The organism is Chryseobacterium sp. GP-SGM7 (assembly GCF_049166575.1).
Lineage (GTDB): Bacteria > Bacteroidota > Bacteroidia > Flavobacteriales > Weeksellaceae > Chryseobacterium.
In genome coordinates this window covers 98,121-112,531 of record NZ_JBMHFF010000003.1, presented here as the reverse complement: position 1 = coordinate 112,531, position 14,411 = coordinate 98,121, and the positions used below count along the sequence as shown (strand labels likewise).

Below are 14,411 nucleotides of genomic sequence, written 5' to 3'. Positions count from 1 at the left end.
GACCGACAATTTTAACAATTGTGTACTTTAAAACTATTTTTGATTGTTGCAGGAAGATTGCAGCCGCCGCTAGTAGAACGCACGCAATGTTAAATATTAAATGCTGGTTCCACGACATTTTCTCTAATATTCCTCCACAAGAACATGGTATATAATCACTATAATTTAATATTAAGTAAATATATGCCGTAAAAGAAACCATAATTCCATATGATAAATACAAACCTAGTATTCGCAGTGTTGGAAATAAAAGGATTGTTACAATAATAAATTCCGTAATTATTACAGTATAAGATATCAATTCTGCGTATGCACTTATGAGCGGCGATTGCGCCAATTGAACCTGGAAATTCTCAAATTCAAGTAATTTGCTAACACTCGCATAGATAAATAACAAAATAAAGAAGTACGAAACAGCTTGGACAAAAATGGTCTGAAAAGATTTCATGGCTTTTGTTTTATTAGTTATTAACAGACCTGTATCAATCTCCATTTGATATCTTTACCGCAATAGTCAGGCATTAGTTCCCCCTTTAAAAGGGATATTGTTGTTCTGAAATTCCCCATACTTTCCCAGATGCCGCTTTCCGGACATGGTAAGCCTGTGACAACTGATATGGATGTATGAGGAATCATAGTTTATAAAATTTTATTTTTTATTAATAGTCCGCCAATTATCACCGTCTCTGACAGGTGGATCTGGGTCAAGGATTTCTTCTGCTGATTTGGCGGAATCGGATTTCATATACGCATCGCTTCTTATTTCTAATTTTTCATTGTTTGTTGAGATGATATCTTCATCTCTCTCCGCACAGTTTTGAAGTGAAATTGTTCCAATCACTATGCTTAAAAAGGGGATAAACTTTTTCATTGTAATAATTTTTGTTGATTATCCCGACGTCGGATCTTTTAGAATTCTGAAGCCAAAGTTATTTGGCAAGTGGCAAGAAAAAAACTGGTCTACGGTACTATTTTAAAATAGTTACGTCACTATTCTCGAATAGTACCATGTAATTTTTAACGATAATGTATTATTAATCAGACTTATGTAAGATCAATGTTTAAATCGGTTGTAATCCGTTAAAAAAGGCAGTATTTATAGGCGAAATGCGTATTTTTGAGATGGTGAGGCGTTAATAATAGCATATGAAAAAGTTCAATTACTTTCTCGTCTTCTTTTTTGCATTTTCTAAACTCATATTTTCACAGCAAAAAAAAGACAAGACCTTCTGGGAGATTAGAGAAAATTATCAAAAAATGACCATTGATGACATTAGAGCAATGCCATTTGTTAAGATATATATTCAAAAAGCAAAGACAGAGAATAACTTGCCAAAACTCCTTCAGGGATACAGAGACGGAAGGCAGTTTGATTTTGCAAACAAAATGAAGTATGCTGACAGTGCATTAGCAGTAAGTAGGAAGGTTAATAGCCCAGATGACATAAGCAAGGACTATCTCAGCAAAGGAATAATATACTATTTCTATCAAAAGAAATATAAATTAGCTCTAAATGAATATCTAAAAGCTTATGAATATTCAAAGCATTCAAAAGATGCCTATCATCATTACAAAGTCGTATATCATCTCGGAATAGTAAAAGAACATCTAGGCTATTATGATGAAGCGCTGGAACATTTTAAAGATTGTGCAGAATTCTACAATAGTAAGATGAATAGTAATATGCATGAAAATGTGCTTTTTAATTACAAAAAAGGTTATTACAATTCACTGCATCATATGACAATTGTTAACCGCTATCTGAAAAATTTTGTAAAAAGCGATAGTCTAAGCGAATTAGGATATCAACTAACAAAATATGATCAAGATTTTCTTATTGAAAATAGTTACTTTTTGAAATGCAAAGGAATTTCAAAATTTCACAAAAAAAATTATATTCAGGCACAAAAGTATTTAGAGCAAGCATTGCCCATATTGTTGCAAAGAAATGATTTTGCATGGTCTTCTGTAATCTATTTTTACCTAGGTAAAATTTCTGAAGCGAGAAATCAGATGCCGGCTACAATAAAATATTATAGTGCAATTGATTCAATTTTTCAAAAACAACAGTTTATACTACCAGAGGTTTATAGAAGTTATAATTATCTAATTAATTATTATAAAGGTAAAGATGTTAATAAACAGCTTTATTACACAAATCAGCTTCTAAAAGCTGACAGCTTAATTACAAAAGATTATCCCTACTTATCAAATAAATTACATAAAGATTACGATCGCAGTTCTATGATCCAGGAGAAAGAAAATATTGAGAAAACAGCTAGACATAATATGTTGTTTGCAAATATTCTAATCTTAACGGGATCAGTTGCATTTACAATTCTTACATACAAATATGTTAAAGATCAGAAAATAAAAAAGAAATATGACTTATTGCAACAAAAAATAGCGGACACTAACAATTCGCAAGTGGATAAAAAAGCAGATGAACCCGCTGATAACTCATTAAGAAAGTCTACTCTTACGCCTGAATTATCAGATGAAATCAAAATTAAACTCGAGAAGTTCGAAAAGGATCTCCAATTTACCAAAAAGCATTTAACACAACAGAGCTTAGCCACCAAGTTCAATACCAACTCAAAATACTTGTCAACATATATCAATGAAAATAAAGGGGTTAACTTTAATAAATACATCGCCGAGTTACGTATCAACCATATAACTAATCTATTAAACACGAACAATAAGTACCTAAATTTTACTTTAGACGCTTTAGCTGAGGAGTGTGGAATTGTAGCCAGACAAAACTTTTCAAAGGTTTTCTTCGAGATCAACGGGATCCGTCCGTCCGATTATATAAAAAAGCGTAAACAAGAGCTTGGATTAGCCTGAATATGGCTCCAATAAACGTTTTTTTGTAAATTTCTTAAAAAAGGACATGGTAACAAAAACAATTTTTAAAGAAATTACACAATTACATGATGATTTAGAAATCGAAATCAGTAAAGTTTATAACGAAGATATTGATGTAGTCAAACTTGCTGAAAAATCTTTAATTATAATTGATGAGGCTGTACGAAAAGTAAAAGAAATGATTTCACCTCATCATTTTGAAACAATTGCACAAGAAATATATTTTTTCAAGAAATTAAAACCTCAGTTTATTTCAAAATTTATTTATTACACTACAATACTTGATGTTGAATCGCACAGACCTAATGGAAGTAATAAGATAATCCAAGAATATTATGAGACAGAACAGGAAAAGCTTAAAAATTTCTATACTGAACAATCAGAATTTTACAGCTATTATCGAAGGGATGCTACCTACCTTGACCATAAAATATTTGTAAGAAATTCTTATGATTTAAAAATGAAGCTATCTTTTGGGTTTTACAATTTTGATACAACTTTTACGACATCTCACGATCATATAATAGCAAGATTTATCGCTAATAAGTTATTCGATCAATATTTAAAAGAGTCAATTGATAATCTTAGTGAAAACAACAGTAAGGGTAAAATTTTATCACCTTTAATTTGGTCCGCATCAAAAGTGGCTTTAACTGAGCTGCTATATGCTTTGCATCTTAGTAATTGTTTTAACGCTGGTCACACGGAATTAACCGAAATTTTTAGATGGGCAGAAAAATCTTTTGATATTAGTTTAGGAAACTATCACAAGACTTTAAGCGAGATTGGAATAAGAAAAAACGAACGGTCTAAATTTTTAAATTTACTTCAACAAAATCTTAATCAGCATTTAGATGATTTGGATATTTAAGGTCTTTTCCATTTCGGTAGTACGATAAACTACCGAAAAATATCTAATTATAGCAAATCATAAAATTTTATAACTATTCAACCTTCTAAATGTTCTAATATCATCAAGTTCACTTTATAAAATCTCTCTGAATACATATTTTATTTAAAGTACTTAATAAAAAAAATCTTTCGGTAGTACCGATAAACTACCGAAAGATGTTTTGCGTGATTTCGAAAATTTGTCAAACAAAACAATTTTCGAATTATGGCAATATCTATCATTACTAAAGAAGACCTTCAACAATTTAAGATTGAGTTGTTGGAAGGGATCAAAATTTTACTGCAGAATAATGTAACTGAACAGAAATTATGGCTTCGAACATCCGAAGTTAAGAAGCTCCTTAATATTTCCTCAGGGACATTACAAAACCTACGGATTAACGGAACTCTCTCTTACAGCAAGATTGGAGGCACATTGTATTACAATTATAAAGATATCGAGAAGGTTTTGAAAGATTTCAAACATTAAATCATATTAAGGAATTATGGAAAAATCTGAAAAAATCATCAGTTACTTTTCAAGCTTTATAAAAGACAGTCAGATGCAACCAGTGCATATAAGTCTCTATGTTGCACTTTTCGAATTGTGGAGTATAAATAAATTTCAAAGTCCTTTTCGTATTTGTCGAAAAGAGGTAATGAGGCTTAGCAAGATTAAATCTTTTGCAACTTATCATAAGTGTATAAAAGAAATGCATAATGCAGGATTTATAATTTATTCTCCCACTTACAATTCATATAAGGGGAGTTCGATTGAGATTGTAGATTTTGAAACTTTAGATTTAAAAGGACGTGAACGCAAAAGGATGTCTAAAGATGAAGGGAACTCATTTTATATTCCACAGCACTATGAAGTTGAATTATATTTTGATGAAATGAATATGTTGTCTGAAGATGCTAAAAGGTTTTATTCTACTTATCAGTCCAAAGATTGGAAATTGTGTAATGAAGAGCCAATGAAATGTTGGCGCTCTGCAGCTAGAATTTGGATCTCTAAGATCAAAAATAATATTCAAACTAAAACCTATGAAGGAAATAAATCTTGAAACACCTTTATGGCAGCTTACTGTCGGAGAATTTTTAGAAATTTCAAAAAGTTTCATCTATGAAAAAAAGTATGAATATGGATTAAAGGGACTGGCGAAGATTCTTGGGTGTTCGGTTTCAAAAGCTTCTGAAATAAAATCCACTGGAATATTGGATGAGGCCATTGTTCAGAAGGGTAATATAATCATCATAGATAAGGAAAAAGCTTTGCAGCTTTTTGCTCAAAAATAAGATGTACTACCTTGAATTAATACAGCGATTTTGGGAGTTTAACAAGAGTGCAAAGATAAGCGCGTCGGAAATTTCGCTGTATTTGTATTTACTAAAAACTGGTTATGAACACGACCGATACGATTTTAAGATTTCAGACATTGAAATTGGAAGAGCTCTAGGACTGACTGCCAAAACAGTAAAATCTACTAAAGAAAAACTGCACACTAAAGGACTTATAGAATTTCAGTCAGCCAACGGAGTACCTTGTTATTATCGTTTGTTATTAAATTATCGCCTTGATTTCATATCAGATAAAATACAAGAACAAAATACAACGACTGTAGAACAGTTTTTAAAACCTACTGGTGAAGAAATTTCTTTTAAACCTGCGAACATTAATGAAGGCAATATCAATATACCTTCTTTATACGATGTGATAGAGTTTGTCAAAACACTGGAAAATTACGAAAGTAATCTTGATTCAAATATTACGGAAAAGTATAGCATCTGGGTTAAAAATGGGTGGAAGAATTCTTCAAACCGACCTATAGGCAATTGGAAAGCTACTTTAAAAAGTGCTTTGCCATATATGAAAAATTCTCAAGAAAAGAGCTCAACTTCTATAGAAAGCATCCCAAACATAAAACGTCCTGAGCTTTAAAAGTATAATTAATAAATGCAAAAAATGAAATATAACTTAATGAGAATATCCGATTTAAAACTCGGACAAAAAGTAAACATTAAAGGAGTCATTGCCGAATATAAAGGAATCCAAAAAGTAAGGATTTTAAATTTTGGAAAAGCTGAAAAGAGAGTTTTTCAAGTGGCGGGAATAAATTCTTTTATTTATTACACCATTGCTGACGGTTCAAAAATGCTCAAGAGTGAAAAAAATAAATTGCTTTAAGATCGACAAAAGTTCTTCAATAATATGGTTACTCCAGAAAAGAATTTGCGAGTTGTGCGCAAAAATTTTGAGATAAAGTCCAAAATCACTCACGATAGAATCCGGCTTGGAAATCATTTCGTAGATGATTTTATTTTTGATGATGCGGAGGCAGCTGATATTCCTGTTAATGCTCTGAGGGTTATTTTTAACCTCATTTCGATTATCAGTAGTGAGCAGTTCCGTCCTGAAGATCGACCAAAACAACTTTCTCTTTTTGATGAAGAGTTTGAAACAAGTAACAATGTTTTTGCTTCTGTCAAAATTCAGAATAGTAAAATTTCACCTAGTGGCTCGACAAAGCAAGTCATCGGTGCTTATGAGTTTCTGACAAAATTTAAAATGGGCTGGTATAAGTCGTTGAATTCACAGGGTAAAGAAATTAAAACTTTTGGAGGTTTAATTTCTACACCTAGTTATGACAAACGGGGTTATACGACTTTTTTGGTAAGTAGCTATTGGCTAAAAAAACTCTTGGTCATTCCAGAGTACAATTATGTTTTGTACAATTTAGTATATAATGTGAGAAACAACAAACATATAATTTTCGCAATTTGGCTTTCTAAAATACCGGAAAACGGAACCTCACTTAAACTTTCTACATTCAACAATAAGTTTGGGCTTAATTATAAAACAGCAAATGACTTTTGTTTCAAATTTCTAAAACCTGCGAGACAAAATTTAAATCAATACAATAACTTGTCTTTTAATTACAGATATAAAGCAGATTTAATTTCAATCATTCCTGCGAAAATCAAAGTAATTTCTGAAATTGAACCATCGGAATACCCTTCTAAAATATCTGAAATCAGTAAAAGATTAAGCTATTTCCGTAAAAGATTTGGATTAGATGAAGATAAAATGATGCAGTTTTTTCATCAGTATCGCAACATACCGCAGACACGAATACTGATTGAGAAATCTTTTAAGCGATTTATAAAAAATTGTAGACTTAGAAGATTAAAGTCTACATTATTTCAAGGTTCAGACTTCTTGAAAGAAATTCAGAAATTTATTATCGAATTATATCAGGAAAGTAGAACAGGAAAACTACTACCTAATAGTTATCCGATCATCATTTAAATTCGGAATTGCGCTCATTCGAAATTCGGAATTGAGGTGGCTGAAGTTAAAAATATCTTAAAGTAGAGGAGTTGAACTCGATATTTTCGGAATTGCACTCATTCCAATTTGGAAAAGGCCCGAATACTATCAATAATTGATCAAAAATGTTAATAACTGAAGACAGTTATAAATACTAACAAAAATTATTTCGGAATTACGCTCATTTATAAATTCCGATTATTTCGGAATTGAGCTCCTTCCAATTTCGGAATTACGCTGATTTAAGATTCGGAATTGCACTCATTTCAAATATTAAAGTATGCCTTTGTTAGTCGAACGTACGGCGAAAGGCTAAAAGTATATTATAAAAATAATTGAAAAGTCTTTTTTTATCTAAAAGGAAAAGTGCCACGAAAAATTTTGCTTTAAAAAAGAAAAAAATGAATTGTGAAGAAATTAAACAAAAAGTAGATATTCGAACTGTTTTAGAATCTTTCAACCTTTTACCTGTAAAGAATAACAAAAAAACGGCTTTCTATTTCGCTTTGGATAGAGAAGAAAAAATACCAAGTTTATCGGTGGATTATGTGAAAAATAAGGCTTTTGATTTTGGTACAGGAAGGAGTTACGATGTTATTTCGATTGTACAGCAAATCAATCAATGTTCTGTTTCGGAAGCTTTAAAATATTTAGAGAAGTTTGAGTTTTCCAGCCAAAATAAAATTCAGAATATTGAAAGTGAAACCGAAAAGGAATATGAAATCTTAAAAGTGAATGAAATAAAACATTTTGCATTAATTCAATATTTGGTATCTCGCAAAGTGGATAAGCAAATGCATCTCGTAAAAGAAATTCATTATAAACTAAACGGGAAAAGGTTTTTTGGAATTGGTTTTTATAATAATTCCGGTGGAGTAGAAATCAGAAATAAGTATTCTAAGATTTGTCTGGGTAAAAAGGATGTGACATTGATAAAAACGCAACCGAATGTTTACAACGAGATTATAATTTTTGAAGGTTTCTTCGATTACCTAACTTTTGAAGATATGAATACAGAACTAAATGTAGATTTTCTGATTCTAAATTCTACCGCAATGCTATTTAAAATTGAAAGTGAATTGAAAAAGTACAATAAAATTTCCTTGTTTTTAGATAATGATTCCAATGGAAAATTGGTTAAATCCAAAATTGAAAGTCAATATAAAAATACCGAAGATTGTTCACTGATTTACAGAGACCATAAAGATTTGAATGAATGGTACTGTAAACAAGCTTAACTCTTTATTTGAAAATGTCTTCTTTAAAGCTTTTTTACATATTATAATTAAAAATAGATGAATAAACAAATCCCAACTGCAAAGCTGGGATTTATTATTATCAATTATTATTTCTTAGATTCTTCAACAGAAATTTTTCTGAAATCTTTAAATAGTTTGCTTAGTTCTAAAGCTGATTTTCTTGCTCTTGTTCCTGCAGCTTTATTTCCTTTTTCTGACTGTTGAGCAGCTTCATTAGAAAACGCCTCAAATTCTGCGTTGATTTTTTCAATAAGTTCTTTCATAAGATAAGTTTATAAAATTAAGAGCGCAAATATAATTTTTATTCTGGTCTATCTAATAATCTTTAGCCACATTATTAGATATTCTCGATGATTAAATGTATTTCAGATTAATGTAGATATATTTTTAAAAAAAAAGAGTTGAAAGAAAAACTTTTTTTTATGAATTTTCTAGGATTATCCGTTGAAAAAAACGTCGCTGAATCATTCATAACTGTAGTCGTGGCTTTTTACTAATGCAAATGTAGGACAGCATCATCCACTCAAAAAAATCTTTTTGGGTTTCTATAAAAATTCTTTCCATTTCACTCCAATAATTTTTCCAGACACTCCTAAATCCTCCGGACAAAAAGATTTCAAGCCCGATTCACCAACGTAGCCTTTTACTGCAAGTGAATCGGGTTTTGTATGCCTGATGCTTTCCTATAATCATAGGCAAAGAAAAAGCCGGAACCTCAGTTATACAAATCAATTCAACTCAAGACGTTCTTTGACATCAACGAATAAAACAAATAAAAATACCAACAAGAAATACTGTTTTTCAAAACTTAATTAAAAAAAAGAGCCGAGTGTCCTCGATACCAAATCAAATCACTCACAATTTTAATCAACAAAAATATTAACAAATAAAGCGAAATTTTATGAACACAATTATCGGTAGAGTTACCAAAAACGCAGAAATCAACATTTTAAATAACGACAAACAAGTCGTTAATTTTTCAGTTGCTATCAATGACAGTTACAACAAACAAGGAGAAAGAGTAGAGATGACTACTTACTACAATTGCTCATATTGGATTAATGCTAAAATTGCCGAGTTTCTGACCAAAGGAACTTTGGTAGAGCTAGTGGGAAGAATAAGCAGTAATGCTTGGATAGGCAAAGACGGAGAAATCAAATCGGGATTGAATTTCCATACATCAAATATTAAACTGCACGGCGGTGGACAGAAAGCAGAATCACAAAAGGGTAAAAGCATTAATAAGTCGCAGAATAAGAATGTTTTTGCAGGAGATACGGACGACGATTTACCATTCTAATTATTGAGATATGGAAGTGCAGTTTAATTTTCAGATAAAACAGCGTAAGGATAAAAGAGAATGGGATGCAATAGAAGTTTACTATGAAACTGTTTGCGATAGAACCACAGCAATACGGTATGCAAGAAAAATTTCCAAAATATTTAATTCGGAAATAAGATTGACCGAGGGGACAAATCCTTTCAAAGCAAGTGGAACATACATTTATGAAATGATTAACTAATAATAAAAACAACTAAGAAACAAGTAACTACCTGTAATGGTGGTTGCTTTAACTATAACTCTAAAATAATAGGCAATGACAATATCAATAAAACCCACAGAATATTTACTTGTAAAAGCAATGACCGACAGCGAATGGGACAACTGCAATTTTGCAGTCATTCATATTACAGAAGATTGGAAAAGAATTCAAAAGAAGCGATTGGAAGTAGTTGAGAAAGTTGAAAATGATAACGATTTAAAATGGCTGAATTATGCAGACACCAATATAGAATTTTTCAAATTTACGGCAGAAAATTATCCCGAATTGGAAGAATGGCTTTTAGAAGAAAGCAGATTTTTTATTGAGTTGGAAAAAGACGATTTGAAAAAGCTTTTTCAACCCGACAATAACCTCCATTGCTATCAGATGCAGGTTTTTAAGAATGGGAATGCTATCTACAACGCTTTCGGAAAACACACGAGCGAAGAATTTTGGACAGAGGAATTTACATTGACTTCATTAATCCAATAATATGACACGTTCCAATCTTCATATCAAACTCAGCAACGGCAAATCATTGATTTGCGTTGCTGATTCCAGCTCAGCACCTGAGCAAGGTTACATCGTTGAACAATTACTATTACCTCTGCTTTTACTTAATGATAGCGAAAAGGAATTGACATTTTTGACAACACATTGTACAATGGACGAAAGACGGATAAATGCTACTTATCGATATTATATAGATTTAATAACAAAGGATATAAAATTTTTCGAAGAGGGTTTTAATTATACAAAAAACTCATTTCGAAAAGGTAAGGATGTAACTCAACGATACAGTGATTATATCAAAAGCTTAGATAAAATTTAAAAGTTTTAAAATTATGCAGACTAATTTTTTTAGACAAATAGCAAAAATGAATCTCCAGGGAGATTTACAATTCACCATTAGACCTACAGTAGAAAATAGTTTCGTTATTTCCATATTGCTCAATAATGAGCAATGTGGAGACGAGGCAAGAAAACATATTCCACCTCTGAATCTAAGAGGTACAGCAGAAGAATTGGATAACGGTTTTTTTGAAACTGTTTCAACACCATTGCAGACCGCTTCGGGATTAATGGTGGATATGGAAAGTTTTATGAAACAGCTTGAAGAAGCAAAGAAAAAATCTGCAATGGAAAAGGAAAAATCCGACAAGGAAAAAAAAGAGACGGAAACCAAGCAGAAAAAATACAGAGAAGCCTTTGAAAAAGCCGAATCACTCGAAAAAGAGGGTAAGTATAAAGATGCGTGGTCAGCTTTACCGAAAATTTCGGATTATCCCGATTTTGCAGAAGCTATCGGCAAAAAACAAGATGAATACGAAAGGCATTTTGCTCCAAGCCTCTTTACTGAGCAAATAACCGAGGATGTTAAATCTTAAAAATTGATTTTATGTTATTAGCAACACAATTAGAAAGGATTTTCATACTGAAAGAGAACGGACAGGAAATCCGTTTGACAGACCCCGAACCGAAATGGAGTGTTGAAGCTGTAATGAACTTTTATGCCAATACTTATCCAACATTGACAACAGCGAAAGTTTCTGCACCACAGATTATTGATGATACTGTTCAGTATCGATTTGAGAGTGTAATGGGAACTAAAGGATAAAAAACGTAGTAGATTGTATTCAATCGAAATTTTCAAATACCAACAATATTTAAATGAATGCAACAAAAAATAATATCGGGAAAGATAAAACTACCCGAAGAACAGCAACAACAAAAGTTACATCGACAACTTCAAGTCTTCGCAAATTGGATTCAAAAACCAAAGACTTTAAACGAAATTCAGAAAGACAAACTGAAATCTGTACCGATTCAACAGCTTCCAATGGTTTTCTAAAATGCAGGTTTCTTCCGAAGCAAGAAGAGGTTGAAATATTCCGAGATTGCAAAGATATTATTAAAACAGAAAGGGATTTTTATAAGTCCCTTTCTAAGTTTTCTAGTCAATATAATTTAAACCCAATGCAAACTCGAGATTTTGATTATCCTTATAATATTGCCTTGGCGATATGGGATATTGAAAGTAAAATAAAACGACAAAATGAAGATTGGAGTAATTTCAAATTAATAATAGAGAACGAGAAAATTCAGTTTGCAAAGGAAGAAACTTTTGATGTTGGGACAACGTTATTTTTTATTCCAGTTCTGCCACTTTTTCAAATGCTTTCTAACAAGAAATTAAAGCGGAACGCTGAATTATTACTATGTGTGTACTGTTATCTATATAAGGTTGCTGACGTACCATATTACCGCCAAGAGGATAGTTATTTATATTGGATATACGATATGCACGAAGAATGGCTGACGCAGGATGATGAAGATGAAGAGGATTTACGAGAATACAGACGTGAGTTTTTGATTTCAAAAAGTATAGGAAATAAGATAGAACAAAAAATATCAAATATTCAGAATTTGAAATTTTTTGATGAGCGTTTGGTTAGTTTTAAAATTCGAAATGAATTTGACCGAGACTGTCAAAAAATTGCTTCGGATGCTTTTGCACTCTATTTAGAGTATCCAACAAAAACAATTTTTACTCACAAACCAAGCTCCGAAGAAAATCCATACGAGGATGACTACAGCAATACAGCCATTGGGATGGAGAAATATATTTCTTTTGTTGCCGATACAAAAGGCAGTCTATATCGAAATATTGAAGAAAGTATTAATGCAGAGTTCAACGAGTACGGAAGTATTGAAGAACCGACAATTTATACTCCCATCAATGGAAGAAGTATTATAACAGCCGATTTTGATTTTGAAAATCGTTTTTTCAACCTCATCGAAAATTTACACGATTTATTAACCACTTAAACTTCAAAAAATGAATAATGTACTTGATATAAATAAATATTTTGGCGTTCTCTATCAGCCAAAATCAGCATTAGTTTTTTATGAATCGACTGATAAAAATGAGACTTCCTATGTTGAACATTTCGATATGGGCAAGGATGGAAGTCCAATCAATGCACATCCATTAACTGTAAATGAAGCAAAAGCTTTGGCAAAATCATTAAATATTGATGAAGAGAAAGACAAAGCATTTTTAAAACCTAAAGGTATTTTATCAGCTAATATTTTGCATATCAATCCAAGTGCAAATGGTTCAGTGATTTGGTACACTCTGTCACAACAGCGACAAATGTACTTTGTGAAATATTTGGAAATACCAAATGGTTTCGCAAATGTTCCTGCTATGCTTTGGTTTGCAGATAAAGAACAGCTTACCGTATTTGCTTTAAATAGCGACAAAAGACCAACAGAAAAAACACAATTGTATTATGCTCCTTTTTTCAATGTGTATGACGATGGTAATGTTTGTATGGGAACAGTAGATGTCAATATTCAAAACTCAAGCTCTGTAGAAGATTTTATAGAACAATGGGAGAATTATTTTTTTAATTCTTATTTCAGTCATTTGGTTGGAGGTCACAATCCTATAGAAGGAAACGTTGTGAGCCTTTGGAGAGAACTTTTGAAAACTAATGAATTATTTCCTACAAAAGTGCTGAAAAAAAGCAGTAAAACTCTTAAAAATCTTTTATAATGACGACGATAAAGAAAACTGTACATTTTACAGATAGTAGTGTACTGAATCCAACAAATCCAATTACGGTAAATCTTATAGGCGGAGGCGGAACGGGTTCAAAAGTTTTAACCGCTTTAATGGAAATGAATCACAGTATGATTGAGTTAGGACACGCAGGATTGCAGGTACGTCTGTGGGATGATGATATTATCACAAGTGCTAACTTAGGGAGGCAACGCTTTGCTGAATGTGAAATAGGTTTATATAAATCAGTTGCATTAATTAATCGAATCAACAGATGGGCAGGAACTAATTGGAAAGCCGAAACTAATAAATTTCAAAAAGACAGTTTCGGCAGAGTTCCTGAAAATGCAAAAGCAACCATTACTATTACCTGCGTAGATAATGTGCAAGCAAGATTTGGTGTTGCCGAAATTCTAAAAAACAATGATGATTACAGAAGCTTTTATAATGAGCCGAAATATTGGATGGACTTTGGTAATAGTAAAACCACAGGTCAAGTTTTATTTTCGACCGTCGGCAGTGTACCGCAACCCAAATCTGAAAAGTACGAGACGAGAAGTAATTTACCTTTTGTTACAGAAGAATTTGGGGAGCTTTTAAAACAATCCAAAACTGAAGATGATACGCCAAGTTGCAGTTTAGCAGAAGCTTTAGAAAAGCAAGGCTTATATATTAATGCTACATTGGCGCAAATGGGATGCTCACTTTTATTTGATTTATTCCGTGATGGACTTACGGAGAACAGGGGATTTTTTCTAAACTTGAAAAATTTCCATTCCCAACCAATTAAGGTGTAATAAATTTTGCCGTCTAATTAAAATATCGGGCGGCAAAAATGCAATTCCTCCCTGTAATCGGAAACGCATTTTTGCTAAGAATGATGCAACCACATTTCTAAAACATTGCAGTTCTCTGGCTATATGATGTTTTAGAAAAAAGGTTACCAC

At 31.9% G+C, this 14,411-nt stretch carries 20 protein-coding genes and 1 pseudogene; 18 read left to right on the top strand and 3 right to left on the bottom strand.

Annotation, left to right across the window (positions count from 1 at the left end):
* Positions 1-64: 64 nt before the first annotated feature.
* Positions 65-448: pseudogene (locus ACOOWA_RS12900) on the bottom strand (MauE/DoxX family redox-associated membrane protein); the annotation flags it as partial.
* 201 nt (positions 449-649) lie between these two features.
* Positions 650-871 (bottom strand): hypothetical protein, encoded by a 222-nt coding sequence (locus tag ACOOWA_RS12895; RefSeq protein WP_421375752.1) that lies wholly within the window; start codon positions 869-871, stop codon positions 650-652.
* Positions 872-1,146: 275 nt separating this feature from the next.
* Here ACOOWA_RS12895 and ACOOWA_RS12890 point away from each other — a divergent pair, with 275 nt between their 5' ends.
* From ACOOWA_RS12890 to ACOOWA_RS12850, 9 genes are all read left to right on the top strand, one after another.
* Positions 1,147-2,850: a helix-turn-helix domain-containing protein gene (locus tag ACOOWA_RS12890; protein ID WP_421375750.1), complete on the top strand. Its 1,704-nt coding sequence runs from the start codon at positions 1,147-1,149 to the stop codon at positions 2,848-2,850.
* 46 nt (positions 2,851-2,896) lie between these two features.
* Positions 2,897-3,742, top strand: a complete 846-nt coding sequence (locus tag ACOOWA_RS12885) for an RteC domain-containing protein (RefSeq protein WP_421375748.1) — start codon at positions 2,897-2,899, stop codon at positions 3,740-3,742.
* 246 nt (positions 3,743-3,988) lie between these two features.
* A complete protein-coding gene (locus ACOOWA_RS12880; RefSeq protein ID WP_421375746.1) occupies positions 3,989-4,252 on the top strand; it encodes a helix-turn-helix domain-containing protein in 264 nt (87 codons plus the stop codon).
* Between the two features lie 16 nt (positions 4,253-4,268).
* Complete coding sequence (locus ACOOWA_RS12875; RefSeq protein ID WP_421375744.1) at positions 4,269-4,829, top strand: hypothetical protein; 561 nt, start codon at positions 4,269-4,271, stop codon at positions 4,827-4,829.
* A complete protein-coding gene (locus tag ACOOWA_RS12870) occupies positions 4,810-5,061 on the top strand; it encodes a DUF3853 family protein (RefSeq protein ID WP_421375743.1) in 252 nt (83 codons plus the stop codon). Before ACOOWA_RS12875 ends, ACOOWA_RS12870 begins: the two co-directional genes overlap by 20 nt.
* Before the next feature lie 82 nt (positions 5,062-5,143).
* Positions 5,144-5,704 (top strand): hypothetical protein, encoded by a 561-nt coding sequence (locus ACOOWA_RS12865; RefSeq protein ID WP_421375741.1) that lies wholly within the window; start codon positions 5,144-5,146, stop codon positions 5,702-5,704.
* 24 nt (positions 5,705-5,728) lie between these two features.
* Entirely contained in the window at positions 5,729-5,950 is a 222-nt protein-coding gene (locus tag ACOOWA_RS12860; protein ID WP_421375739.1) for a hypothetical protein, read from the top strand.
* 54 nt (positions 5,951-6,004) lie between these two features.
* Positions 6,005-7,072 (top strand): hypothetical protein, encoded by a 1,068-nt coding sequence (locus ACOOWA_RS12855; protein ID WP_421375738.1) that lies wholly within the window; start codon positions 6,005-6,007, stop codon positions 7,070-7,072.
* 422 nt (positions 7,073-7,494) lie between these two features.
* Positions 7,495-8,331: a toprim domain-containing protein gene (locus ACOOWA_RS12850; RefSeq protein WP_421375736.1), complete on the top strand. Its 837-nt coding sequence runs from the start codon at positions 7,495-7,497 to the stop codon at positions 8,329-8,331.
* 107 nt (positions 8,332-8,438) lie between these two features.
* Here the strand turns inward: ACOOWA_RS12850 and ACOOWA_RS12845 are convergent, their stop codons facing one another.
* Complete coding sequence (locus ACOOWA_RS12845; protein ID WP_421375734.1) at positions 8,439-8,615, bottom strand: histone H1; 177 nt, start codon at positions 8,613-8,615, stop codon at positions 8,439-8,441.
* 638 nt (positions 8,616-9,253) lie between these two features.
* Here ACOOWA_RS12845 and ACOOWA_RS12840 point away from each other — a divergent pair.
* The 9 genes from ACOOWA_RS12840 to ACOOWA_RS12800 all read left to right on the top strand — a co-directional run bounded on the left by ACOOWA_RS12840 (position 9,254) and on the right by ACOOWA_RS12800 (position 14,261).
* Positions 9,254-9,652, top strand: a complete 399-nt coding sequence (locus ACOOWA_RS12840) for a single-stranded DNA-binding protein (RefSeq protein ID WP_421375733.1) — start codon at positions 9,254-9,256, stop codon at positions 9,650-9,652.
* 10 nt (positions 9,653-9,662) lie between these two features.
* Positions 9,663-9,875 carry an addiction module toxin RelE gene (locus ACOOWA_RS12835; RefSeq protein WP_421375731.1) on the top strand — a complete coding sequence of 71 codons (213 nt, stop codon included), beginning with the start codon at positions 9,663-9,665 and terminating at the stop codon, positions 9,873-9,875.
* Positions 9,876-9,950: 75 nt separating this feature from the next.
* Positions 9,951-10,388, top strand: a complete 438-nt coding sequence (locus ACOOWA_RS12830) for a hypothetical protein (protein ID WP_421375729.1) — start codon at positions 9,951-9,953, stop codon at positions 10,386-10,388.
* A gap of 1 nt (position 10,389) precedes the next feature.
* Positions 10,390-10,728 (top strand): penicillin-binding protein, encoded by a 339-nt coding sequence (locus ACOOWA_RS12825; protein ID WP_421375728.1) that lies wholly within the window; start codon positions 10,390-10,392, stop codon positions 10,726-10,728.
* A 13-nt stretch (positions 10,729-10,741) separates the two neighbouring features.
* Positions 10,742-11,284: a PRTRC system protein E gene (locus tag ACOOWA_RS12820; RefSeq protein ID WP_421375726.1), complete on the top strand. Its 543-nt coding sequence runs from the start codon at positions 10,742-10,744 to the stop codon at positions 11,282-11,284.
* A gap of 11 nt (positions 11,285-11,295) precedes the next feature.
* Positions 11,296-11,514, top strand: a complete 219-nt coding sequence (locus ACOOWA_RS12815) for a PRTRC system protein C (RefSeq protein WP_421375725.1) — start codon at positions 11,296-11,298, stop codon at positions 11,512-11,514.
* A gap of 53 nt (positions 11,515-11,567) precedes the next feature.
* Complete coding sequence (locus tag ACOOWA_RS12810; protein WP_421375723.1) at positions 11,568-12,725, top strand: hypothetical protein; 1,158 nt, start codon at positions 11,568-11,570, stop codon at positions 12,723-12,725.
* A 10-nt stretch (positions 12,726-12,735) separates the two neighbouring features.
* Positions 12,736-13,458, top strand: a complete 723-nt coding sequence (locus ACOOWA_RS12805; protein WP_421375721.1) for a PRTRC system protein B — start codon at positions 12,736-12,738, stop codon at positions 13,456-13,458.
* Positions 13,458-14,261, top strand: coding sequence for a PRTRC system ThiF family protein (locus ACOOWA_RS12800; protein WP_421375719.1), 804 nt, complete (start codon positions 13,458-13,460; stop codon positions 14,259-14,261). The genes ACOOWA_RS12805 and ACOOWA_RS12800 overlap by 1 nt, the downstream gene beginning before the upstream one ends.
* The last annotated feature ends 150 nt before the right edge of the window (positions 14,262-14,411 follow it).

Bases quoted from the DNA above. Each gene is read 5' to 3' on its own strand.
- ACOOWA_RS12875 (WP_421375744.1), top strand. From the start codon at position 4,269: ATGGAAAAATCTGAAAAAATCATCAGTTACTTTTCAAGCTTTATAAAA.
- ACOOWA_RS12895 (WP_421375752.1), bottom strand. From the start codon at position 871: ATGAAAAAGTTTATCCCCTTTTTAAGCATAGTGATTGGAACAATTTCA.
- ACOOWA_RS12800 (WP_421375719.1), top strand. From the start codon at position 13,458: ATGACGACGATAAAGAAAACTGTACATTTTACAGATAGTAGTGTACTG.
- ACOOWA_RS12885 (WP_421375748.1), top strand. From the start codon at position 2,897: ATGGTAACAAAAACAATTTTTAAAGAAATTACACAATTACATGATGAT.
- ACOOWA_RS12840 (WP_421375733.1), top strand. From the start codon at position 9,254: ATGAACACAATTATCGGTAGAGTTACCAAAAACGCAGAAATCAACATT.
- ACOOWA_RS12870 (WP_421375743.1), top strand. From the start codon at position 4,810: ATGAAGGAAATAAATCTTGAAACACCTTTATGGCAGCTTACTGTCGGA.
- ACOOWA_RS12810 (WP_421375723.1), top strand. From the start codon at position 11,568: ATGAATGCAACAAAAAATAATATCGGGAAAGATAAAACTACCCGAAGA.
- ACOOWA_RS12830 (WP_421375729.1), top strand. From the start codon at position 9,951: ATGACAATATCAATAAAACCCACAGAATATTTACTTGTAAAAGCAATG.
- ACOOWA_RS12880 (WP_421375746.1), top strand. From the start codon at position 3,989: ATGGCAATATCTATCATTACTAAAGAAGACCTTCAACAATTTAAGATT.
- ACOOWA_RS12860 (WP_421375739.1), top strand. From the start codon at position 5,729: ATGAAATATAACTTAATGAGAATATCCGATTTAAAACTCGGACAAAAA.
- ACOOWA_RS12845 (WP_421375734.1), bottom strand. From the start codon at position 8,615: ATGAAAGAACTTATTGAAAAAATCAACGCAGAATTTGAGGCGTTTTCT.
- ACOOWA_RS12850 (WP_421375736.1), top strand. From the start codon at position 7,495: ATGAATTGTGAAGAAATTAAACAAAAAGTAGATATTCGAACTGTTTTA.
- ACOOWA_RS12805 (WP_421375721.1), top strand. From the start codon at position 12,736: ATGAATAATGTACTTGATATAAATAAATATTTTGGCGTTCTCTATCAG.
- ACOOWA_RS12890 (WP_421375750.1), top strand. From the start codon at position 1,147: ATGAAAAAGTTCAATTACTTTCTCGTCTTCTTTTTTGCATTTTCTAAA.
- ACOOWA_RS12820 (WP_421375726.1), top strand. From the start codon at position 10,742: ATGCAGACTAATTTTTTTAGACAAATAGCAAAAATGAATCTCCAGGGA.
- ACOOWA_RS12815 (WP_421375725.1), top strand. From the start codon at position 11,296: ATGTTATTAGCAACACAATTAGAAAGGATTTTCATACTGAAAGAGAAC.
- ACOOWA_RS12835 (WP_421375731.1), top strand. From the start codon at position 9,663: ATGGAAGTGCAGTTTAATTTTCAGATAAAACAGCGTAAGGATAAAAGA.
- ACOOWA_RS12825 (WP_421375728.1), top strand. From the start codon at position 10,390: ATGACACGTTCCAATCTTCATATCAAACTCAGCAACGGCAAATCATTG.